The organism is Phaeodactylibacter xiamenensis, from assembly GCF_965229835.1.
GTDB lineage: Bacteria > Bacteroidota > Bacteroidia > Chitinophagales > Saprospiraceae > Phaeodactylibacter > Phaeodactylibacter xiamenensis.
Genome location: NZ_OZ245931.1, coordinates 7,020,757 through 7,043,262, shown reverse-complemented (window position 1 = coordinate 7,043,262; position 22,506 = coordinate 7,020,757). Strand labels below are relative to the sequence as shown.

Genomic DNA, 22,506 nt, shown 5'->3' with positions numbered 1-22,506 from the left:
CTAGAAATTTAAGAACCTTAATTTTATAATCCCTTTTTCGCCGTTTAGTCTTATCGTTGGACCACCATAAGATTTATCAATGTATGTCTGAATAGTTCCGCCGCTTGGAAGTCTATAAGTCTGTTGCCCTCCGGCATTAGGAGCGTAGCGGGTTCCCGTCAGAGACTCCCAACCTTCATTCACAGACTTATCCCATATCTCGATATTCTGCCCACCCTTCTTTCCAAACTGCCCACCACGCTTCGTAGTTTCTCTCGTTTGCTCCGCTCGGAATTGGCGGAGCGAATTTTGGTCAGATACTATAGTCCTAGGGCCCCATTCAGAACCTTTCGGAGTGTTAATCAATGACCATGGACTACGACCAGGAGCTACCCGATTGCCGTTCCAAATATTTTCAGGTAGATTTCCTGGTTTGGAGTTTTGAATACCCGTTCTTATACCTCCTGCAAAGCCACCAATAGCACCACCTATAACTAAACCAACTGCCCCTTCTTTAAATCCTTGATTAAGCGCATTTCCAAGGTTTTCATTTTCAAAGTATAGTGCGTTTCCGGTTCCTTGGAAAAAGCCACCAATTGCGCCACCGGAAGATCCCGCAATCACGCCACCTAAAACACCTCCTGTACCGCTAATAATTCCGGCACTTCCTGCTGCTGCAAATGCTGCGCCACCAGTGGCCGCGCCAAGAGCTCCTGCCCCAGCACCGATTCCAAAAGCAGCCAGCCCATCGCCAAAGGACCCTATATTTCCGCTAACTCCTTGATAAATTAAGTTTCCGACTCCACCTATCGCAGCCCCCACCACGATATGAATAAACCCGCCTTCTGAATCAGAATAAACTAAAGGTGAGTTGCCCATTCCGCAATACGGAGACATAGAGTAGAAACTTTCAGCGTATGGATCCACCTGCCACCACCGCCCCAAGCTCGGGTCTAGCGTCCGGTAAAAAGCATTATACACATCCAGCCCAAGGTTGGCCGTCTGTTCGATACCGTTGTACCGATACTTATTTTTAGGAATGGAAGTGCTCAGCCAGCTGCCTTGCATCGTCATGCCGAAAGGGTAATAGTGTGCCTCTTGGCTGACCTCCGACATAGAAATGAAACCATTTCCATTGGTATCGCTAAAGAAGACCCGGTTATTGCCCAGATGGTCTCTGATAACATACTCATGGTGCCAATTGCTGCCATTTTTGACATAGCGGCCTTCTTCGTGGTAGATGGACTGCAGTGTGCCGTTTACATACTCCATTCGCTGACGTACCATTATCTACGGATACTCTATCGTCCAATTCATTGCCTCCAAGTCCTCCAAAGTCAGGTCATAACGTCGAAGTATAAGGTACTCGTCTCGGATACGATCCCATGGCACTTGATCAATAGTGTCTTTGGAAAAAAGAAAAATCATGAGTACCTCATTTTCTAAACTTTCAAATAAACTAACGTACGGCCCCTCGATGAAAACTACGTCGTCAGCTGGAATAGAAGCCATTTCAATTTGCTGGGAAGTTGGAAAATAACTATTTGAATTTAGAGCGGTGTCGTTTGGTTTTTTAAACTCTTCATAGTAAATGATGACTTCATCCGAATTATTGGTAAACTCAATCGTAGAGTCAATTTCCAACTCTCTATCCGGACACCCATAGAAAGAGGTTATTATGCATACAAACAGCGTAAATCTTTTCAGTGCTTTCATAAGTAATACTTTAGAGATAACCAAATAACCCTAGTCCTCCATTAAATATGAGGCTGATTGGGATATCTGTCCAGTGGAACCTTGAGTTAATAGGGTTTCCCCCAGGGTTTCCTCTTCCGAATACATTATTTCCTCTTGGATTGGGATATGGGCTCCTTAGCCCCCTATTTATAAAAGAATTTCGATCAAAATGATTTGGACTATTAGGGAAATACGTATCCAGCCCACTTCCAAACTCCTGGTCAAAATAATTAGCAGCCAATCTGCTCGCCTGAGCTTCATACCAACGGGTTTCGTTAAGGTTTTGATTGAATACTTCGTCTACCGCCCAGAACCCGGCTACGCTTGGCAAGGCGACAAAGTTCAGGTACAAAGGGCCTAGGCGCTTACTTTGAAGGTAATGGCCAAACTCATGTACGAACAAATGATCCTCAAAATTAGGTCCAAACCCCTCAGGGCCGATTAAGTAGGATCCGGCGGCAAAAGCCCCGCCATCCAAGTCGGTGTCTAGCACCGTAGCCCCCCTGAAATAATTGACGTCATTTACTGCTGTACCGATGTTCAGACCCTGCGCTACAGTCAGCCCGACCAGGGTTTGTGGCAATTCCCAGGTAAGTTTGGAAAACGTATTCCATAGGTTTTGGCCAAAACTAAGGTCATTGCTGTATTGAAACAGACCACCGGTTATTTCCCAGGACTGAGTCCAGCCCTGTGCAAAACCCTCAAAAAAGCTCTCCCCCTGAAATAAGTTTCGGAGGCCATTGGATAGTCCGGCAATTTCAGCAATTCCAGGTAAATCCCCTTCCGGATCCGACATGGCAATTGGGTTGTTAAACATCGAATTATAGGGGGTATGGGAATATGCGCTCTCTGCTTTCGGATCCACCTGCCACCATCTGCCAAGGCTCGGGTCCAGCGTCCGGTAAAAGGCATTATACACATCCAGCCCCAGGTTGCTCGTCTGCTCGATACCGTTGTACCGATACTTATTTTTGGGCATGGAAGTGCTCAGCCAGCTGCCTTGCATTGCCATGCCGAAAGGATAATAGTGTGCCTCCTGGCTTACTTCCGACATAGAAATAAAACCATTTCCATTGGTATCGCTGAAGAAGACACGGTTATTGCCCAGATGGTCTCTAATCACATATTCATGGTACCAGTTGCTGCCATTTTTGACGTAGCGGCCTTCTTCGTGGTAGATGGATTGCAGCGTGCCGTTTACATATTCTATGCCGCCGGCATATTCAGTGGTTACGGATAAAGCAGAGGGGCTGCTTTGGCTGACTACCCGCTTGAGCAGGTTGCCGTCGTAATCGTAGGTGAAGGTGAGGGTTCCAGAGAAGCTGCTGTTGTTTACAGTGATCTGCTCCGGTAGGTTCAGGCGGTTGTAGGTGGTTGTGATGCCGCGAGAGGGGTCATTGGTTAGGTTACCGTTATTATCATATCCCATTTGCCCAGAGCTGCCTTTGAAGCCTTTGTTCTGCAGGCTATTCTCCGTAGCAAATTTGATCCGGTTTTTTTCATTCACCAAAGTGATTTGATCAATCGCCCCAAAATTAGTGGCCCCGCTGATCAGCCCGTTCCGGTCGATGGAAGAAATGTTACCGCGGTGGTCATCGTACTCAATATTCACATCATAGCGCCCGTAATTTAGATATTCTGGGCATTCCTGAGCATAGTCATACTCTGCAAACCTTGCATCGGTAAGCCGGTCCATATTGTCGTAAGTAAACCCATAGTTTTGGATGATCCGGCTGCCCACTCTCCAACGGAGAACGGAAGAGATAAATCGTTGTAAAGGCTTTCAGAGTTTACGCGTTTGTTCACCCACAATATGAAGGTAAATTCTGTGAGAAGCAAATGACACAATGTTAAAAGCGGAATTATGGACAAATCGAATACATGGTTGGGCTCTTTGAGACTTCTTCAGTTTGATTAGTACAGGTACTATCGCTACTTGAATTTAATCGTACCGCCTTTTAGAGTTCGTCAGGGGTATGATATCATTTCCTCTTCCGCGAACTAAGTGTATGTTTGGAGGTGCACTTCGGCTGATAACCAAAGCCTTGTGAACAGTGGCGTCATGGAAAAATACTTATTTGACCCGCCAAACGCGCATTTTTCCATTTAGCCATAACCACAACTCTTTGGTTATCAGCTCTCGTTTGCTCCAAACATACACTAAATGATTCACAAAGTTTTTGATCAGCATGGCTTAACTTTTCACCAGCTACAAACATGACATTTAGTTAGAATTTGGGCGGCTGAAGGTTCTTAAAATGCCCGTTCATCCGCGCCCGCTCCTGCAGGTTATTCATTTCCCGGACTACCGGCAGCATCTTTTCCAGATGGGCGCGCATGTATTCCTGCCGGGCCAGCTCATTCGGGATGCAGAGGAACTGATACTCCTGCTCAATGGAAAAGCCAACGTGGTGGGCTACATCAAACGTTTGCAGCGTTGCCGGGTCTTCCGGGACCGGCTTGTCGATGCTCAGCAGGGCAAACAGCTCGCCGATGAGCTCAATCAACTGCATGCTTATGGTAATATCGCCCTCAATGCTCGTATACTCCAACCAGTCTATCTGTGCCCCGGCGTACAGCTTCCCCGGTGCCTGCCTGAAAAACTGTTCGATCCGGAACGGGCGGATGCCTTTGGTCCTGATGTCCAGTTCGCCATTGGGATACCGCTTTTCGACCGCGACCAGCCGCATCTCCGTACCGACCTCCATGACTTTGCCGTTGATATAGGCAGGAATGCCAAATGTGGCCCCCTCTTCTTCGCACGCTTTGGCCAGCTGACGGTAGCGGGGCTCAAAAATGTGGAGATTGAGGGACTCGCCCGGGAAGGCAACCAGTTGCAGCGGAAATAAAGGCAGCATTTCGTTCATGGAATCCGGTCGTTTAGATTTTCCCGTAATAACGCCATTTACCGGCAGGTGTTGAAGGGATTGAATATTTTTTCTTTGGAACGAAATGCAAAACCTGCTATCTTACGTGAGTTCATTTCAAACCCAAAAACCAGCCACCATGTCCAGGTCTTTTCTACTCCCCTTGGTCGTTTTCATGCATACGCTTGCTATTGTAGCGGTATTATCCTCCTGCGGTTCTAAAGAGCAACGCGCTGCCCCCATGCCGGAGAGCGCCAATGCCTACCTCTACAGCTACACGTCCGGTGTGGTTTCCAGAACAAGCCCGGTGCGGGTACGGTTTGCCAGTGCAGTGGCGGCCGAAGAGCAGATCGGGCAGCCGGCCAACGGGCTCCTGCAGCTTCAGCCCGCTACAAAAGGCCAAGCGATTTGGGAAGATGCCCAAACCCTGGTTTTCCAACCGGAACAACACCTGGCTTCCGGAACGGCTTATGTGGCTACCGTACAGCTTGGCGAGTTGTTTTCCAATGTGCCCAGGGAAGCGCAGGCCTTCGAATTCGACTTTCGCACCTACGACCTGCAGCTTTCCGCAAATATCGGCGGGCTGCGCACCCCGGACATCCGCGACCTTTCCAAACAGGAACTTTCCGGCACCGCCCATACAACTGACTTCGGCAGCAGTGAGCTCGTCGAGCAGGCCATCTCTGCTACTCAGAATGGCGAATCCCTGCCCATCCGCTGGGAACATGGCGGGCGTGGGACCGAGCACTACTTCTACGTTGAAAAGATTACCCGCACAGACCAACCCAGTACCGTTGCCGTGGCGCTGGACTACGATGGCTTTGATCAGTCAGGCAGCCAAACCCTGGAATTTGTTGTCCCCGCCCTGGGCGACTTCACCCTGACCAACGTACAGGTCAATCAGGGACAGGAGCTATTCCTGGAATTGTTCTTTTCGGACCCCCTCGATGCTGCACAGGACTTCAACGGGCTCGTGACTATTGAAAACTACAGCGGCACCCTCCGCTTCCTGGCGGACGGCAACCGGCTAAGGGTTTATCCGTCCTCCGGCATCATCGGCACCCGCAAGGTCACCGTCAGCAAAGGGCTAAAGAACAGCATGGGAGCGCCCATGAAAAAAGCCGGGCTTTGGGAGGTGGACATTCAGGACGCCAAGCCGCAGGTCCGCCTGGCTGGCAATGGCGTGATTTTGCCCAATACGGAAGGCCTGGCTTTCCCGTTTGAAGCCATCAACTTGCATTCGGTGGTGGTCGAGGTCTTCAAGATCTACCACAACAACATCTTACAGTTTTTACAGGACAACACCATTGACGGAGGCTACAATCTCCGGCAAGTAGGCCGTCTGGTCAAACAGGTGGATGTCCCGCTGCAGGCCCTCAACGCGGAATCCAACCTCAATACCTGGTCCCGCTATGCCATCAGCCTGGACGAGCTCGTTCAGTCCGATCCACAGGCCATCTACCAGATCCGTATCGGATTCCGCCCGGAGCATACCGCCTACACCTGCACGGAAGAGCTGAGCAGCAAGGACGATAATGCTGATCCTAATGACAGCGAATTAGAAAGCATCATGGAAAACTGGTACGGCTTTGCTGGCTATTACGATGGCTTTAGCTGGTCAGACCGGGATGACCCCTGCAAGCCTGCCTATTACAATTCCGACCGGTTTGTGCAGCGCAACGTCATCGCCTCCAACATCGGCCTGCTGGCCAAATCAGCTGATGCGCGCAACTGTATGGTTTACGCCACCGACCTCCGCACCGCAAAGCCATTAAGCAGTGTCAACCTCGAGTTTTACGACTTCCAGCAGCAGCTCATCGGCTCCGGCACTACCGACGGGGACGGGCGTTTTCAGGCAGACCTGCCCCGCGAGCCTTTTGTGTTGGTCGCTAAACAGGGATCAGAGCGCGGCTACCTCCGCTTGCAGGACGGCGATGCCCTATCGCTAAGTAAGTTTGACGTAGAAGGCGCTGTGGCGCAAAAGGGCCTGAAGGGCTTCCTATACGCCGACCGGGGTGTGTGGCGCCCGGGCGATTCGGTTTACCTTAATTTCGTGCTCGAAGATGCGCTGGGAAAACTTCCGGCAAACTATCCCGTCACCTTCGAACTGCGCGACCCACGCGGTCAACTAAGGGAAACCCGGACGGTCACTAACCGGGTGCCTAAAGTCTACCCCCTCCACTTTGCCACCGCCTCTGATGCCTTTACCGGTATCTGGAGGGCTACGGTGAAAGCCGGAGGAGCAACTTTTACAAAAAACCTCCGCATTGAAACGGTCAAGCCCAACCGGATCAAGATCAATTTCGATTTTGGTACGGAACAGCTGAGCGTAGCCAATGCGCCCTTCTCCCCTACCCTTCAGGCCAATTGGCTGCACGGGGCGCCGGCCTCCAATCTGGAAGCACGCATAGAAGCGCAGCTGCAATCCACGAATACCGCCTTTTCCAGCCGGCCGGATTATGAATTTGACGACCCCGCCCGCTCCTTCAGCATGGAGCCGCGTATGGTTTGGGAAGGCAAGCTCAATGAGGAAGGCACCGGTTCGCCCGCTTTCGATCTGGGAGACCAACAGGAACTCCCCGGCCGGCTAACCGCCAACTTCCAAACCCGGGTATTCGAACGCGGTGGCGGGTTCAGCACCGACAATTTCAGCCTGCCCTATGACCCCTACAGCGCCTACGCCGGACTATCCATCCCCAAAAACAAGTATGGCAGCAAGCGAATCAATATGAACGAGCGCACCGATATTCCCATGACCGTGGTGGACACCAAAGGCAAACCGGTGGCTAACCGCAAAATCAATGTGGGGCTCTACCGCGTAGACTGGCGCTGGTGGTGGGACCGCAGCAATGGCAATATCTCCCGCTACAATACGGCTACCCACTACGGTGCCGAAGAAAAAACCACCCTCACCACCGGCTCCGACGGCAAAGTATCCTGGCCCATAACAGTCAGGGACTGGGGTCGCTATATGGTCCGGGTTTGTGATACCGAGACCGGGCACTGCTCCGGTGACTTTTTCTACGCTGGCAGCCCGTGGTACGGCGATCAGGAAGGCAACCGGGAAGCTGCCGCTATGCTCCCCTTCACGGCCGACAAGGAGCGGTATGATGTTGGAGAGCAAGTGACGCTGCGCCTGCCCGAAGCCCGTGCCGGAAGAATCCTGGTCAGCCTGGAAACCGGCAGTGAAGTGCTGCGGTCTTTCTGGGTAGACGCCAAGCCGGGTGAAAATACCATCTCTTTCGAAGCTACGCCCGACATGGCCCCTACCGCCTACGCCCACATGACGTTGCTGCAGCCTCATGGTAAAGTGGAAAACGACTTGCCCATCCGGCTTTACGGGGTCATTCCGGTCAATGTGGAAGACCCGGCCACCCATCTTAAGCCAGAAATAAAAGTCGCCGAAGAGCTCCGCCCGAAACAGGACTTTACGGTGAAGGTCAGCGAAAAATCCGGCCGCCCCATGGCCTACACCCTTGCAGTCGTCGACGAAGGGCTGCTCGGGCTGACCCGCTTCGAAACCCCAGACCCGTGGAAGCATTTCTACGCGCGGGAAGCGCTCGGCGTGCGCACCTGGGACCTTTACGACGAGGTGCTGGGCGCTCAAAGCGGGCAACTGGACCGGATGTTGAGTATTGGCGGGGATGCTGCTGCAAAAGTGCAGGCGGCTAAAAAGGCCAACCGTTTCGAACCTGTGGCCATGCACCTCGGGCCTTTCTACCTCGAAAAAGGGAAAACGGTATCCCATACCCTGCAGATGCCCAACTATGTGGGAGCAGTGCGGGTCATGGTCGTTGCTGCCGAACAGCAAGCCTACGGGCACGCTGACAAATCTGTCCCCGTCCGACAGCCGCTGATGATCCTAGGCACCCTCCCCAGGGTACTCGGCCCCGGCGAATCCCTGCAACTCCCGGTCAATGTATTTGCCATGAAGGACGGTATACGGGATGTCAAAGTCACGGTGAAGTCGCCCGGCAGCCTGATTGAACTGCCGGAGCCTTCCCAGCGCATCCAATTCCAGCGGACGGGCGATCAGCTGGTCAATTTCCCGGTACGGGTCGCCGAGCGCATCGGTATAGCGAAGTTTACAATCACAGCAGAAGGCGGCGGCCACATGGCCACTCAGGAAATCGAAATCGAGGTCCGAAACCCTAATCCGGTGGTAACGGATGTGGATGAAAAAGCCCTTGACCCCGGACAAACCCATGCCTACAATTTTGAAAGCCCGGGCATGCCTGGCACCAATGAGGTAGTTCTGGAAGTCAGTAGTCTCCCACCAATCAATCTGGAGCAACGGCTCAATTACCTGATCCGCTACCCCTACGGCTGCCTGGAACAAACCCTCTCCGGCGGCTTCCCTCAGCTCTATGTCAATGACCTGCTCAACGTGGAGGAGGGCCAACGCCAGCAAACCACCAAAAACATCAAAGCCACCATTAACCGGCTGGGCTTATTCCAGCTGGGCAATGGGGGCATGGCCTACTGGCCCGGCGGCAGCACCGCCAGCACCTGGTCCACCACCTACGCCGGGCACTTTCTGCTCGAAGCCAAAGCGCAGGGGTACTTTGTGCCGCCCACTATGCTTGACCAATGGATACGCTATCAGCAGGAGACCGCACGGCTCTGGTCTGCTGATGCAGCATCGTACGGGCTGTACTACGCTGGTAATCAGGCACTGGATCAGGCCTACCGGCTCTACACCCTGGCTTTAGCCAAGGCGCCTGACCTGGCCGCCATGAACCGCCTGCGCTCCAATGACAACCTGAATACCGCTGCGAAATGGCGGCTCGCTGCTGCCTACGCGCTTACCGGCAAAATGGATATGGCCCGGCAGATGGTGCGCAGTGCGGACCGCAATATCGGAACCTATCAGGAAATGGGTTCCACTTTCGGATCCAGGCTGAGAGACCAGGCCATGATCCTGGAGACCCTTGTGCTGATGGAACAAACAGACGAAGCGGCCGAACTCCTGCGGGATATCGCCAGCGAGCTCAGCAGCCTGGACTGGCTCAGCACCCAGGAAACCGCTTACAGTCTCCTGGCTATCGGCAAATTTGTAAAAGCCAAAGGCACTGAAGCTAATCAGCCCATCGCCTTCGAGTACACCGCCGATGGCAAGACAACGGCCGCCGGATCGGACCATCCGGTAATGCTTATCCAACTATCGGAAGACAGTAAACAGGTTACGGTCAAGAATACCGGCAAGGGCCTACTCTTCACCCGGGTGATCCGGAGCGGGCAGCCCCTGACCGGCGAGGAGACCGCCCTGAACAGTAAGCTGCAAATGGATATTGCTTATAAAAATATGGCAGGCGAGCCGATCAGCCCGGCGAATCTGCCGCAGGGCGCCGATTTCATTGCCGAAGTCACCCTTACGCACCCCGCCAACCAGAACTACCGGATCTACGAAGAGCTGGCCCTGGAACAGATTTTCCCCTCAGGGTGGGAAATCAGGAACACCCGCATGTCCGGTTTCTCCGATGAGGCCGATACGCCGGAATACCAGGATATCCGGGATGACCGGGTACACAGCTTTTTTGACCTGGGCTGGAAGAAAACCAAGACCTTCCGTGTACAGCTGAACGCGGCCTATCAGGGGCGTTTTTACCTGCCGGCCACCCGGTGTGCGGCCATGTATAAAGCGGATATTGAAGCCCGGACAGCGGGCCAATGGGTGGAAGTGGGACTGCCGGGCGCGATTTAGATTTCGGAGAATCATTTTAAGCCGGATCAAAAAAAGTTCAGGTGGCAGGAAACGTTTTGGGGGGGCGGTATCGTTATGGTGTTTTAACACTTTTTAACAACTACTGCCATCGAAAGCCTCAACCGCCGCCTGACCTTTATCGACCTGTTGCGGGCCTATGCCATCCTAATGATGCTGCAGGGGCATTTTACGGATACGTTACTGGGGGATGCCTTTCGCGACCCTGACAATCTGCTGTTTTCCACCTGGAAGTACCTGAGGGGCATGACGGCTCCATTGTTCTTTTTTGCCAGCGGCTTGATTTTCACGTTTTTGCTGCTCCGGGACGGGCGCCCGCTGTCTGCCAACAAGCGCGTTCACAAAGGCCTGCGCCGCGGATTGCAGCTTATTGTTATTGGCTATGCACTCCGGCTTTGCTTTCCACAACTGCTGAGTGGCTATATTTCGCCCAACCTGTTCCGGGTGGATGTACTGCATTGCATAGGGCTGGCGCTAATTGGCCTTGTGGCAATATACGCGGTAAGCCGTTGGAGCCGTCTACCTTACGCCCTACTGCTGACAGCTGCCGGCGGACTGGCTTTTTTCTTCTACTTTGAAGTGCGGGACGGACAATACGCCTCCTTTCCGGTTGTCCTCCAAAACTACCTCATCAGGGACCATGGGTCTGTTTTCACGCCGGTACCCTGGATAGGCTACACTTTTTTGGGCGGCACCCTGGGCACACTGCTGCACTATAAGCCCGACTGGGCATTTAGCTATGTCCTCCCCGCTTCCCTCGTTGCCTTTGGTATCCTGCTGGACCAATATTCCTCCGACTGGCTGATGAGCCTCTATCGTTGGACCGGAGTACAGGGGTTTAAAGACCATGCTTATTTCAACTTCCTTTTGATGCGGCTGGGGCACGTCCTTGTTGTTGTTGCACTATTTATTTGGCTCGCACAGGCCTGGCGCAATATCCCTCCCCTCCTGCTGAAAATCGGAAGCGAAACGCTGGCGATTTACGAGGTGCACTACATCCTCTTGTACAGTACCTGGTTTGGCATTGGGCTTTCAGCCCTGTGGGCGCATTCACTTACGCCTGTGCAAACGTTTATAGGTGCGCTAACCTTCCTGGTCTTTTTCGTCGTCCTCATTGCCTACATCGACCGCATCCGGGCCATTTGGCGCTCCAAGTCCCGCTGGGCCTTCCGACTTTCACGGGTGGCGATCCGGCGGCGCTACAACCGCTGGGCTTACCGTTGAGCCTCTTTCACTGCCCAACGGTACATATCGTGATAAAGTAATGGGAGTGCCTCTGCTACCGGCAGCCATAGCAAGGTGTGGTCTGCTTCTGTCTTTTGAGCCGGGTCTTGTCCGGTGATCACCACCTTATAGAAGTGCCCGATTTTTTCATAGTACCTGGATTCAATCTCATCCAGATAAAACTCTTTGGCGATGCCAATAGGCGCTTCGATCGTCGCCAACAGCCCCGTTTCTTCCAGCACTTCACGCATGAGCGCCTCTTCTTTCTCCTCTCCGGCTTCGATGCCTCCACCCACCAGAAAGTAGCGCTCATCGTCTGTGCGTACCAGGCCCAGTTCCTGTATTTCGTTAAAAAATACCGCGTAGGCACCCGGACGGGTAATATAAGCCGCATCCACAGGCGGCGTTCCGAAAGTCAGTAAAGCAGACATTGATTACAGATTGTTGGAAGAGGGTAATCCTGAAAGGGGCAAAAAGGTTCCTGATCGTATATTTTTTTCGGGCATTTAATTTTTGGCATACCTTTTGCAAAGGAGTAAGAGTAACACAAAATCGTCCCCCCGATGATAAGAGCCTGCTGAACCGCTCCCTTTGCTGTAACCCGGTGAAGGTCAACTATTCAGGCTCGTAGTTTTCATGAAACGCTTAAAGAAAAGAACAAATGTTTGCCAAAATCAACTTCATCACACTTGTACTAACCTTGATGACTACGCTGGGGGCCACTCAAGACGCTGAGTTCGCGCTCGATGTAGAATTCCGGAACCACCTTATTTACACCCAGATCCCATCGGCAGGCGGGACGCTTAGCTTCCTGGCCAACACTACAGGCGGCGCTTTCGTCGCAGAGTCTGCTATGCAGGAACACGCTTTACCAGGAATAGTAGACGATAGCGGCAACGCCTTCGTCGCCATCAATGAAGTCCTCGAACTGGGCGCCCTTCCAACATTAAACCGAAATTCAGCTCTGGTCCTGCCGGATGAGCAGACCAACCTGGGCAAAGATGTGCACGGCTCACTGGGGCAGTCCTGGTTCGGGCAATACTGCTGGACCTTCGACTTCCGGTCAGAAGAACTCCTTTGCCATTCGCCGGCCTTATCGCCCCTCGAACCTAATATCGTACCGGTTACTTTCAAGGAAAGTGCAAGTGGCAACCGGATTTCCAGCCTGCCCCGTATCTTCATTGAGGTAGATGGAGAGCAGATTCCCGTATTGATTGACTCGGGCGCAAAAATGCTGCCCTCAAAAGCTGCTGCGAGCGCGTTGGGAGAAACCGGTGCAGAGCCTGTCGCTACCTCCTTTATCGTGGAATCGCTCTTTGAGCAATGGCACCAACTGCATCCAGACTGGAAGATGGTGGAACAGGCCGATGCAGAGCTGGGCAACGTACGGATGATCGAGGTACCTCAGATCGTTATTGCAGGACAGAAAGCGGGGCCGGTTTGGTTCTGCTCCCGCCCGGATGCCAACTACACCCAATACTATTCGCGTTTAGCGGGTGGCCAGGTGGAAGGCGCTATTGGCGGTAACGCCCTGCAGTTTTTCCGGATGACCATCGACTATCCCAATAAACTGGCCCGATTCGATCAGTAAGGGCAAGCAAAAAATCTTTGAAACACTATACCTTTTTGGTGCTGCCACAGCACTGACTATCTACCTGCCAAACCTACAACTACATCAAAATCACACTTTTTATCCTGCCCGGATTGCTCCATCGGAGTGGTCCGGGCAGGATTTTCCAGGCAGTAGCGGGCATTCAATTTTAGAGCGGATGCAACCCAAAGTGCAAAATCCAATCATAGTATTACAGCAAGGCAACAAGCAGAAACTGCAAGACCATCATACCATCCACCAACCCGGTAAAAAAGTAGTCGTGGCGGGTACGGTCAGAAAGGAAAATCAACAAACCGGACAGACAAGCGGAAACCACGATGGCGACTAAATCATTGAGGGTATATACATCCCAATAGTAATTGAGAGCTGCCAGCAGAAGCATTAGTCCCAGGCTCAACCCACCCAGCCGCTGACTACTGCGCACGCCGAGGGCAGCCGGTAGGGTTTTGACCTTATTAAAGGCATCAATGTCCAGATCCCTGATGTCGAAGGGGATAGTAATAGCGAATACAAAAAATGCCCGCTCCAGCAGCATCACATACATCGGGGTGCTCCAGGCCATACCGAGCTCCAGGGCAACCAGAAAAACAGTAATCCAGCTCCAGGTAATCGCAATGAGGAAAATCTTTACATAATGCAGGTCACGCAGCCGGTAGCCTTTCCAAACTGGCAATACATAAAGCAGGGCCAGAAAACAGGGAGCCGTTAGCCCGGCAATCAACGCCCGGGGCATTTGCAACAGGAACAACCCGGCACAAAGCCCCGCCATCCCGGCGTAGAATACAATGTGGTTCCTGAACCGGGCGATGACGGCGTAGCGGCCGGATGCCGTAAAGGGCTCAGACTTGCGCAACCCGATAATCCGGTGCACCGCATACAGGAAAAGAGTGGCAAAAAATATAAAACCAAGCAATGCCGTAGGCTCACCCGTACCCAGAAGCAGCAGTTGTGACTGCGCAGCCATGCCTACAGCAGCCAGCGCAATCCAGAAGTTGCTGTACAGAAGAAGATCCAGCAGGGCAATGAGCAGGGCTCGCAATCTTTAGAAGTACTTGAAGTTATGATTCTTTTCGATGCGTTGCAGTACCTCGTAAATGAGGCGGATCACCGCGTCCACATCGTCCTTATGCGACATCTCCACCGTGGTATGCATGTAGCGCAGAGGCAGTGAGATCAAAGCACTGGGCACGCCGCCGTTGGAGTAGGCAAATGCATCGGTATCTGTTCCGGTACGCCGGGAGGCCGCCTCTCGCTGTATCGGTATTTCTTTGGCTTCAGCCGTCTCAATGATGAGGTTGAGCAGCTTATTGTGAACCGCCGGTGCGTAAGTAACAGAAGGCCCTTTCCCTGACTTCACATCCCCGAGCTTTTTACTGCTCACAAGTGGGGTATGCGTATCGTGGGTCACATCCGTAACGATGGCGACATCCGGCTTAATGGTTTGCGTAATCATTTCTGCCCCACGCAGACCGACTTCTTCCTGTACGGAATTGACAACATACAGGCTGTACGGCAGTTTCACGTTGTTTTCCTTAATCAGGCGCGCCACTTCAGCGATACAAAATCCGCCCATACGATTGTCCAGTGCACGGCCCACATAGTACCGGTCGTTGAGGATTTCCATTTCATCCTCGTAGGTAATAACGCAACCGACATGTACGCCCATCGCCAGTACCTCCTCCTTGTTTTCAGCACCGACATCAATGAAAATATTACTGATTTTCGGTGCCAGTTTGGCGTCTTCACCATGACGGGTATGAATTGCCGGCCAGCCGAAAACACCTCGTACAATACCTTTTTTGGTATGGATATTGACCCGTTTGGAGGGGGCGATCATATGGTCAGACCCACCGTTGCGAATTACATTGATAAAGCCATCGTCCGAAATATGGTGAACGAACCAGGAAATCTCATCGGCATGCCCTTCGATCACGACTTTGTAGTCCTGTCCGGGGTTAATAACGCCATAGACGGTACCGTAGTTGTCTAACTGCCATTCGTCAATGAAAGGCTTAATATATTCCAGCCACAGCTGCTGCCCCGGGGCTTCAAAACCGGTAGGCGAAGCATTATTAAGGTAAGCTTTCAGGAATGCTTCGGATTTGGGTGTAATTACGGACATGTGAAGTATTTATTGATGAGCGGTTTTTGGATAACGCTTGGCCAGCTAATATAGAGATTGCCCCCAAAATAATGATAGCTAAGGCAGAAATAATTAGCATTGTTAGCGGACCTTTAACCATTGACGAGAGCAAAAGCCCGAAAAGCAAGCTCGGTCAATGACGGTACAGCCTATTATTTCCCCCAGGTTTCCGGGGATTTTCGCCAGGCTTCGAGGGTGTCCATCTCTTCCGGTGCAATGTACTCTGCCTCAGCCGCAGCTTTAAGCAGAGCATCATAGGTGGAAAGCGTGGCAAAGGAGGTACCGGCAGCTTCAAAAGCAGTGCGGGCTTTGTCAAAGCCATAGCTGAAAATGGCCATTACGCCAACAACATCAGCATTCGCCTCCCGCAACGCCTCAACGGCCTTAAGCGCGCTTCCTCCGGTGCTGATCAGGTCTTCAATAACCAGGACCCGCGCACCTTCCGGCAAAACACCTTCAATTTGATTCTGTCGGCCATGGGATTTAGCCTTTGACCGCACATAAACAAAAGGCAGCCCCAGTTCTTCGGCCAGCAGCGCCCCATGCGGAATACCTGCGGTAGCTACGCCGGCTACTACATTGAATGGCTGAAAAATCGCCGATGCCTGCGCAAACCCTTTGATGATAAATCGCCGTACCTCAGGAAAGGAGAGCGCTGTGCGGTTGTCGCAGTAAATCGGTGACTGCATGCCGCTGGCCCAGGTAAAAGGCTTTTGCGGACTCAACTTAATTGCATTTATTTGCAAAAGCCTGTGGGCTACTTCAGCTGCTAAATCCATATCGCGAATTAATTTTCGGCAAATGTACAAAATCTATGTTAACGGCAGGCCCATGGTCCTCGCCACTCTTCCCGAACAAGGCTTTCAGCCTTCCAGCAATCCGGATGACTTCATCACCATTTACACCGGCAACCCTAAAAGCCTGCTGGGCTATGTGGACATGCTGGAAAAAAACAGTGATTTCAGGCAAGTCACTATTTACGGTAAGGACGGAGAACGCCTGTTCCGGGAGTTCTGTACCCAGTTTAAAATCCTGGAAGCAGCAGGCGGCCTGGTGTTCAACACAGAAGGGCAGGCGCTGTTCATCTACCGTCTTGATACCTGGGATTTACCGAAGGGGAAAATTGATCCCGGCGAAACCCCGGAAATGGCAGCGGTAAGGGAAGTACAGGAGGAAACCGGGCTGACAGAGGTACAACTGGGAGCGTTTCTCCAAATGACTTATCATACCTACCGGCATTTGAAAAAAGGGCGTATCCTGAAGCCTACTTACTGGTACCGGATGACTACCCCGGAAACACAGTTAACACCTCAGGCTGAAGAAAGCATCGAAAAGGCCGAGTGGAAGTCCGTCCCTGATTTTCTCGAAAGCGATTTGCCCGTCTACCCAAATATCCGGCTGGTGCTTGAACAGGCCGTTAAATAAGAGCACTTACAAAATCTTAACATTTCCTTAACGGAAAATTTATCCAAAGTCACGCAACAAAAACCGGGCTGCAGCGCTACAAATGAAGGCGAAAAGCCCGATCCAGTCCAGAAAATTTCAAATATCCCTAATACCCGACACTTTTTAACCGTGTGGTCCAAGAATTAGACTTCTTTGTACCGCAGGCTTTTTATATTTTTGTCCAGCCTTTCATCCCCATGGCGTACCTAATTAAAAAACACACTATGCTTAAAAAGCTAAGTTTCCTGCTCGCACTGTTCCTAACAGGCAGCTTGTCTGCAGTGGTTGCTCAAACCGCTAACCTTCAGACTTCAACCCTTCCCGAACCGGAAAATATGACCGTCAGCAGCAGCCTCCTGAATATGGATACGGAAAGCTGGTCGCTCTATTCCGATGAGGAGAACAACCTCTACTATGTGGATTTCGCTACCCTTAGCGTAAACTTGAACGATATCGTCGTGACCCGGGATGACGGCGAGGTGGTACTGCGGGAGCAGGTCTTCGACTTGCCGGTAGATACCATATACGAGATTGACTTCAACCAATACGGTGGAGGCAATTATACCATAGAGCTGCGCTCTTTTACCGATGTTATCCGGCGGAAGGTGTCGATTTAGTACCTTCTTTCCATTCTTTTACTGCGCTGCGTAATGCCCTGAGGATGTCCTCGACCGGATAATCCTCTTCAGATAGTGCATGGGTTTTGCCATCTTTCTCGATGATCGCAAGGATGCGGATGCTTTTCTGGCTAAGGTTTGAGAAAGGGCTGTTCTGCTGATCCAGCATGATCTTAGCATTGCCCAAATCTTCAAAAGCCAACTTACCGTAGGAGGTTACCACGGCATTTGAATAAATCAGTACAGGCTCCAGCCGGTTGGTCCGCATCCAGGTAAAGAAAGCGGTACTTGCACCGATCAGAAACATAAAGAACAAAAGCATCGCGATTAGCATACGCTGATTGTGCTGCCCGCGGGGAGCGGGCTTTCTCAGCAACAAGACGGTCCCCGCAAGCCCTGCGAATGTTGCGAGCAAAGCCAGTATAAGGGTAACATTTGAGGCGGCGCCTGCCGCCTCAAATGTTTTCAGTAAAGTAGTCTCCATTATTTATTCGGATTAGCGTCCTCTTGCTCCCGCATTTCGATGATGCGGTCCATCACTTCCTCCAACTGCTCTGCCCCAATCCGCTTGGAAAGGATTTCCTTGTTACGGTCCAGTACGTAGAGCTGCGGGGTCGACTTAATGTTATAGACTTTCATATACCGGCTACGGTGATAAGGGTCTACCAGATGCATCCAATCCCCGATTTCATTCTCATCAATATAGTCCCAGCAACCTTCGATCTCATCGGTAAACTTCGTACAAACGGATACCAGCTTTACGCCTTTGTCTTTATACTTTTCGTAAAATTCTTTCATGTGCGGAGTCGACTTCTTACAGTGCCCGCAGTCATAACGCCAGAAGTACAGAATGGTATACTCCGATTCAATTTCATGCAACGACCTGGGCTCCCCCTCTTTGGTCTGCAGCTGAATATCAGGCGCAATTTTGCCAATCAGCAGTGGTTTGAGGGTTTTGGCGTTGTCGATGATTTTCTCGAGTTGTTCTTCATCGGTCCAGGAGGCCTGCCCGGTTGCATAGTACTTGTCGACCAGGTAAACGTAGGCGGCATCCATGCCCACCATTTTGGACTTGGCAGCTTCATTGAGGAAGTGGATGAGGTAGTATTTGAAGCTCTCCTCAGCCGGGCGCATTTGCTCCAGCACATACTCAACGGCCCGGGCGACGGTATCCGGATGCTGTACCTGTAGCTTATTCACATAGTGGTCCACCCGCTGAAACAGAAATGGCGTACGCAGCATACGGGGGTCGGCCAGGTCAATATTGTCGAAATAGTGCTTTTGAGAATAGCGCCACCGCTTGCGTTGTACTTCCTCCTCTGTACCTTCAAATTCGGGCATTTCCAGAGGCAGGTTGGCTTTGATGATTGCTGCGGTCAGGGTGTTCGGATGTTTGGCAATCAGAGTCTCCTGATAGTTTTTCACCTTTTCGTCCAGTTTTGCACGTTTGGCTTCCAGGCGTTCCTTTTCCTTATCTGAAGAGGCGGCTTCCATTGCTTTCCCGATTTCTTCCGCAGCCGGTTTTTGCTCGTCCAGGAAGTTCATATAGGAATAGAAAAGCTGATTGTCTGGTGCCTGCTCCAGTTTCATATCCTCAGATGGTGCATCTTTGCTTGTCCGGAAAGCAAACTGTTGCTCGTCTTCGGTAATCAGGATTTGAAAGAAGTTGTTGTCGGGCGCCATGACCACCAGATAAACACCAGGCTCCAGCGGCTCATCATCTTCAAAGAGGAACTTACCGCCTTTGATCTGCGCAGTATCCACGAGGTACTGCTTGTTGCCATAGTAGTAACCGAGGTAGAGCTCTTCTTCCTCATAACCATCAATTTCAGCCTTGATAGCATAGCCCCCCTGGGCATTTAATGAACAAACCGCCACAAGGGCAAGAGAAAAGACCAATAGCAATGATCGCATATCGAAAGATTGATTTATACAGGTTCAAAAAGAAACACCCCAAATATCACGATTTGCGGGGTGTTCTCTTTAAAAATACAGCACCTTAACGAATTGTTTAATTTTCACCCTCCGCTTTTAGTGCTTTCAGACGGGCTTCGGCCGCTTTGATTTCTGCCCGGAGGTCTTCCAGCTGCTTTTCTGCAGCTTTGCGCTCCTGCTGCGCAGCCATTGCCCGCTCGCGTTCTGCCTGAACTTTGGCTTCGATTTCCGCTTTGGTGGCGGCAAAATCCTGCTGTAAGTCACGGATTTTCTCTGCATTCGCCGTTTTGACGGCCGTCACCTGCTCCACTGCATTTTGCTTAGCGGTGTAGATAGCATCGGAAGCTTCCTTTTTAGCCTGATTGATTTCGGCGAGCGACTGTTCGCGGGCAGCTTCAGTATTGGCCAGATACTCTGCCCGTTTAGCAGCAGATTCTTCCCGGGCTTTGGCAACCGCCGCTTGTTCTTCTTCCCGTACTGTTGCAATCCGCTGCCGGGCAGCTTGCTCCGATTCAGCTACCTGAGCCCGAAGCTCTTCCTGCCGGCTTTGAGTTTCGGCACGTGCCTGAGCGATGGCTTCAGAGGCTTCCCGCTGCGCGGTAGCGACTTCGCTGGCAGCTTTTTCACGGGCTTCGGCAATGGCATCTGCGGACTCTTCCCGTGCCTTGAGGACTTGCAAAGTCAGACGCTCCTGCTCGGCACTGGCGCGTTCGCGGGCAGCCTTGATGGCTTCAGCGGCCTCCTTATTGGCGGTGGACTGTTCGGCAGCCGCGCGCTCTTTGGCTGCAGCCACTTCAGCAGCAAGGCGCTCCCGTTCGGCTGCGCTGCGCTCCCGGGCTTCCCGCACCGCCGTAGCTTCTTCTTTTTGGATCGCCGCCAGCTGCTCGGCTGACTTTCGCTTAGCTTCTGCAATCTGATTAGCAGCCTCCTGTTGGGCAAGTGCAGCTTTTTCTTTAGCGGTGCCAATCTCCTGAGCCGTGCGTTCCTGAAGGGCGAGCAGTTCGGCCTCGGCTTTTTCCCGGGCAGAAACGATTTCTTCAGCCGACATATTCTTCACTTCCTCCTCTCTGGAGCGGGCAGCAGCTACAGCGGCGGCGGCCTCCTCCTGTATTTTCCGGATGCGGGTTTCGGCAGCTTTTTGTGCAGCAGCCACCTCCTCTGCATACGTTGTTGAAGCCTGATCGGCATTGGCTGTAGCCTCTGCTACCTTCTGAGCGGCTGTTTCGCGCGCTTTTTGAATTTCAGCTTCCGCTCTTTCCTTGGCAGCCTTAACATCGGCAGCAGCGGCTTCCTGTACTTCTTTCTTGCGGGCTTCAGCCGCAGCAACAGCCTCTTTTAGTTCTTCCTGTATACGTGCCTTTTCGGCAGCAGCCCGCTCCCGGGCACCGGTCACCTCCCCGGCAATTGCCGACTTCTCAGCAGCGGCTTTCTTCTGCGCTTCCGCGACCTTTGCCGCCTCCTGCTCTGATATCTCCTTAATAGTCATGGCAGCTTTCTCCCGGGAAGCCGCTACCTCTGCTGCAGATGCTGCCTTAGCAGATTCCACTTCCTGGCCTGCCTTTTGCTTCTCCGTGACAACCTGTTCCTGGATCGAACTCAGCTCTTCCGATGCCCGGCGCCGCGCTTCGGCCACTTCCTGTGCGGTCGCTTCCTTCTCCCGGGCTGCATTTTCCTTAATATCAGCCAGTTCAGAAGCTGCATTCTCCTGCACCAGTGCTTTTTCTTCGGCGGCCCGGCGGCGGGACTCTGCCAACTCAAAAGCCAGCTTTTCCTTTTCCAAAACCGCATTTTCCCGGATCTGGGCGATTTCCTCTGCCTTCTCTTCCTGAATTTTCAGGATTTGCTGAGCGGCTGTTTCTTTGGTGCCCACTACTTCCTCAAGAGTGCGGCCCCTTTCCTCCTTCGCTTCTTCCCGGGCTTTGGTGATCATGGCAGCTGTTTCTTCCCGGATGCGCTTTAATTCGGCAGCGGAGTTTTCCCTTGCCACAGATATTTCATCCGCATACTCCAATTTGGCCAGTTCCAGCTTGTCCTGCACCTTCTTGATCTCAGCTGCCGCTTTGTCCCGGATGGCAGCCACCTCCCTGGCCGATTCCAGCTCAGCCTGCTGAATCGCTTCACTGGCTTTGCGGCGGGCTTCCTGTACATCGAGAGCTATTTTTTCCAGTTCTGTGCCTGCTTTATCACGGGCAGCCTTCACTTCATCGGCAATCTGAGTACGGGAGGCTTCTATCTCCTTATTGGCAGCTTCGCGGGCAGCCACCACCTCATCGGCATACTTTTTCTTTTGCTCGGCAGCCTGCTCACGGGCCAGGTTCACTTCTTCCTGTAAACGGGACTTGATGCCTTCTGCTCTTTCTTTCTCGGCCTGAATTTCGGCTTTGAGGCGGGCTTTCGTATCGGCCAGCTCTTTTCTCAGGTCCGCTATCTCCTGATTATCAGCAGCCGGGGCCTGTGGCTTACCCGTAGTTGAAGCTGAGGCAGGCGGAGGTGTTCCGATGGAGGTCGTCGCAGCAGTAGGTTGGGATGCAGAAGGGTTAACGACGATCACATTATCCAGTGTATTATCATTGACTTTGTCTACTTTAAGGCGTTCCTTAAAGCAGGCCAGCATCGTCTTGAACTCCGTTTGCCGGCTGCCGTTGATGGTAAATTTCCGAATCTGGTTGCTTACATTATTTTTAGTGTACATGACTTCCACGTCTGTCTCCAGCATCCAGTCAATGGCCGCGAGGTCCATCTGCAGTACATTTTGGTAAACCGGCGTACCTGACTCACGGACCATTTCCCCCATTTCGATGAACCGGTAAAATCGTCGCTCCCCACTCTTGTTGAGGAAGATGATTTCATCATCCTGATTGAATTCCACCCCTGCTTTAGAATACATTTTGGCCGTAATGCCCTGCCGCCCGCTGTGCAGCTCCAGGCTATAGGTATAGTTACCACGGACCACCAGAGTCTGATTGGTCGTTTTCAGCACATGGATATCGTTAAGGATACGATCATCCGTGATCAGGCTTTCGCACTGTGCCTGCAAAGTGGATGGGGCAAAAAGAGATAAGATAAGGAAGGCAAGAAGAGCATACCTCATAGTAATTCAGAGTTTTGTCCTGTGTAAGATAACCTTTTTCGATACACCTTAAAAAATAAACCAGTGATTACCTGACGGTATAGCCAAATATTTTTTGGGAGTTGCCAGTGCGTGGTTTATCAAAAGGAATACG

General features: G+C 52.0%; 17 protein-coding genes. 5 read left to right on the top strand and 12 right to left on the bottom strand.

Annotated elements, in window-relative coordinates; genetic code table 11:
* From ACO08I_RS27195 to ACO08I_RS27175, 5 genes are all read right to left on the bottom strand, one after another.
* Positions 1-1,251, bottom strand: coding sequence for an RHS repeat-associated core domain-containing protein (locus tag ACO08I_RS27195; RefSeq protein WP_421947691.1), 1,251 nt, complete (start codon positions 1,249-1,251; stop codon positions 1-3).
* Between the two features lie 18 nt (positions 1,252-1,269).
* The gene (locus tag ACO08I_RS27190; RefSeq protein WP_421947690.1) at positions 1,270-1,695 is read right to left on the bottom strand and encodes a hypothetical protein; all 426 of its coding nucleotides are present in this window, start codon (positions 1,693-1,695) and stop codon (positions 1,270-1,272) included.
* 10 nt (positions 1,696-1,705) lie between these two features.
* Positions 1,706-3,412, bottom strand: a complete 1,707-nt coding sequence (locus ACO08I_RS27185) for an RHS repeat domain-containing protein (RefSeq protein ID WP_421947689.1) — start codon at positions 3,410-3,412, stop codon at positions 1,706-1,708.
* A gap of 364 nt (positions 3,413-3,776) precedes the next feature.
* Positions 3,777-3,935: a hypothetical protein gene (locus tag ACO08I_RS27180; protein ID WP_421947688.1), complete on the bottom strand. Its 159-nt coding sequence runs from the start codon at positions 3,933-3,935 to the stop codon at positions 3,777-3,779.
* Positions 3,936-3,944: 9 nt separating this feature from the next.
* Positions 3,945-4,583, bottom strand: coding sequence for an LON peptidase substrate-binding domain-containing protein (locus ACO08I_RS27175; protein WP_421947687.1), 639 nt, complete (start codon positions 4,581-4,583; stop codon positions 3,945-3,947).
* Between the two features lie 139 nt (positions 4,584-4,722).
* Here ACO08I_RS27175 and ACO08I_RS27170 point away from each other — a divergent pair, with 139 nt between their 5' ends.
* Entirely contained in the window at positions 4,723-10,287 is a 5,565-nt protein-coding gene (locus ACO08I_RS27170) for an alpha-2-macroglobulin family protein (protein ID WP_421947686.1), read from the top strand.
* 108 nt (positions 10,288-10,395) lie between these two features.
* Entirely contained in the window at positions 10,396-11,529 is a 1,134-nt protein-coding gene (locus ACO08I_RS27165) for a heparan-alpha-glucosaminide N-acetyltransferase domain-containing protein (RefSeq protein ID WP_421949735.1), read from the top strand.
* On the opposite strand, the gene ACO08I_RS27160 is transcribed toward ACO08I_RS27165, so the two are convergent.
* A complete protein-coding gene (locus tag ACO08I_RS27160; RefSeq protein ID WP_282777811.1) occupies positions 11,520-11,960 on the bottom strand; it encodes an NUDIX domain-containing protein in 441 nt (146 codons plus the stop codon). The genes ACO08I_RS27165 and ACO08I_RS27160 overlap by 10 nt on opposite strands.
* Positions 11,961-12,190: 230 nt before the next feature.
* Here ACO08I_RS27160 and ACO08I_RS27155 point away from each other — a divergent pair, with 230 nt between their 5' ends.
* Positions 12,191-13,120, top strand: coding sequence for a hypothetical protein (locus tag ACO08I_RS27155; RefSeq protein WP_282777813.1), 930 nt, complete (start codon positions 12,191-12,193; stop codon positions 13,118-13,120).
* A gap of 211 nt (positions 13,121-13,331) precedes the next feature.
* Here ACO08I_RS27155 and ACO08I_RS27150 read toward each other — a convergent pair whose 3' ends face one another.
* The 3 genes from ACO08I_RS27150 to pyrE form a co-directional block, all read right to left on the bottom strand.
* Positions 13,332-14,180: a hypothetical protein gene (locus ACO08I_RS27150; RefSeq protein ID WP_282777814.1), complete on the bottom strand. Its 849-nt coding sequence runs from the start codon at positions 14,178-14,180 to the stop codon at positions 13,332-13,334.
* Between the two features lie 3 nt (positions 14,181-14,183).
* Positions 14,184-15,263, bottom strand: coding sequence for a M42 family metallopeptidase (locus ACO08I_RS27145; RefSeq protein ID WP_282777816.1), 1,080 nt, complete (start codon positions 15,261-15,263; stop codon positions 14,184-14,186).
* A gap of 173 nt (positions 15,264-15,436) precedes the next feature.
* Positions 15,437-16,063: an orotate phosphoribosyltransferase gene (gene pyrE, locus ACO08I_RS27140; RefSeq protein WP_282777818.1), complete on the bottom strand. Its 627-nt coding sequence runs from the start codon at positions 16,061-16,063 to the stop codon at positions 15,437-15,439.
* Between the two features lie 22 nt (positions 16,064-16,085).
* Here pyrE and ACO08I_RS27135 point away from each other — a divergent pair, with 22 nt between their 5' ends.
* Both ACO08I_RS27135 and ACO08I_RS27130 read left to right on the top strand, forming a co-directional pair.
* Entirely contained in the window at positions 16,086-16,709 is a 624-nt protein-coding gene (locus tag ACO08I_RS27135) for an NUDIX hydrolase (protein ID WP_282777819.1), read from the top strand.
* 245 nt (positions 16,710-16,954) lie between these two features.
* A complete protein-coding gene (locus ACO08I_RS27130) occupies positions 16,955-17,347 on the top strand; it encodes a hypothetical protein (RefSeq protein WP_282777821.1) in 393 nt (130 codons plus the stop codon).
* Here the strand turns inward: ACO08I_RS27130 and ACO08I_RS27125 are convergent.
* The 3 genes from ACO08I_RS27125 to ACO08I_RS27115 all read right to left on the bottom strand — a co-directional run bounded on the left by ACO08I_RS27125 (position 17,322) and on the right by ACO08I_RS27115 (position 22,373).
* Positions 17,322-17,831 (bottom strand): hypothetical protein, encoded by a 510-nt coding sequence (locus ACO08I_RS27125; RefSeq protein WP_421947685.1) that lies wholly within the window; start codon positions 17,829-17,831, stop codon positions 17,322-17,324. The two genes, ACO08I_RS27130 and ACO08I_RS27125, sit on opposite strands and share 26 nt — an antisense overlap.
* The gene (locus ACO08I_RS27120; protein ID WP_282777823.1) at positions 17,831-19,261 is read right to left on the bottom strand and encodes a TlpA family protein disulfide reductase; all 1,431 of its coding nucleotides are present in this window, start codon (positions 19,259-19,261) and stop codon (positions 17,831-17,833) included. The genes ACO08I_RS27125 and ACO08I_RS27120 overlap by 1 nt, the downstream gene beginning before the upstream one ends.
* Before the next feature lie 97 nt (positions 19,262-19,358).
* A complete protein-coding gene (locus tag ACO08I_RS27115; RefSeq protein WP_421947684.1) occupies positions 19,359-22,373 on the bottom strand; it encodes a hypothetical protein in 3,015 nt (1,004 codons plus the stop codon).
* Positions 22,374-22,506 lie beyond the last annotated feature (133 nt).

Bases quoted from the DNA above. Each gene is read 5' to 3' on its own strand.
- ACO08I_RS27155 (WP_282777813.1), top strand. From the start codon at position 12,191: ATGTTTGCCAAAATCAACTTCATCACACTTGTACTAACCTTGATGACT.
- ACO08I_RS27125 (WP_421947685.1), bottom strand. From the start codon at position 17,831: ATGGAGACTACTTTACTGAAAACATTTGAGGCGGCAGGCGCCGCCTCA.
- ACO08I_RS27115 (WP_421947684.1), bottom strand. From the start codon at position 22,373: ATGAGGTATGCTCTTCTTGCCTTCCTTATCTTATCTCTTTTTGCCCCA.
- ACO08I_RS27175 (WP_421947687.1), bottom strand. From the start codon at position 4,583: ATGAACGAAATGCTGCCTTTATTTCCGCTGCAACTGGTTGCCTTCCCG.
- ACO08I_RS27145 (WP_282777816.1), bottom strand. From the start codon at position 15,263: ATGTCCGTAATTACACCCAAATCCGAAGCATTCCTGAAAGCTTACCTT.
- ACO08I_RS27130 (WP_282777821.1), top strand. From the start codon at position 16,955: ATGCTTAAAAAGCTAAGTTTCCTGCTCGCACTGTTCCTAACAGGCAGC.
- ACO08I_RS27195 (WP_421947691.1), bottom strand. From the start codon at position 1,251: ATGGAGTATGTAAACGGCACACTGCAGTCCATCTACCACGAAGAAGGC.
- ACO08I_RS27170 (WP_421947686.1), top strand. From the start codon at position 4,723: ATGTCCAGGTCTTTTCTACTCCCCTTGGTCGTTTTCATGCATACGCTT.
- pyrE (WP_282777818.1), bottom strand. From the start codon at position 16,063: ATGGATTTAGCAGCTGAAGTAGCCCACAGGCTTTTGCAAATAAATGCA.
- ACO08I_RS27185 (WP_421947689.1), bottom strand. From the start codon at position 3,412: ATGGACCGGCTTACCGATGCAAGGTTTGCAGAGTATGACTATGCTCAG.
- ACO08I_RS27180 (WP_421947688.1), bottom strand. From the start codon at position 3,935: ATGTTTGTAGCTGGTGAAAAGTTAAGCCATGCTGATCAAAAACTTTGT.
- ACO08I_RS27190 (WP_421947690.1), bottom strand. From the start codon at position 1,695: ATGAAAGCACTGAAAAGATTTACGCTGTTTGTATGCATAATAACCTCT.
- ACO08I_RS27160 (WP_282777811.1), bottom strand. From the start codon at position 11,960: ATGTCTGCTTTACTGACTTTCGGAACGCCGCCTGTGGATGCGGCTTAT.
- ACO08I_RS27120 (WP_282777823.1), bottom strand. From the start codon at position 19,261: ATGCGATCATTGCTATTGGTCTTTTCTCTTGCCCTTGTGGCGGTTTGT.
- ACO08I_RS27135 (WP_282777819.1), top strand. From the start codon at position 16,086: ATGTACAAAATCTATGTTAACGGCAGGCCCATGGTCCTCGCCACTCTT.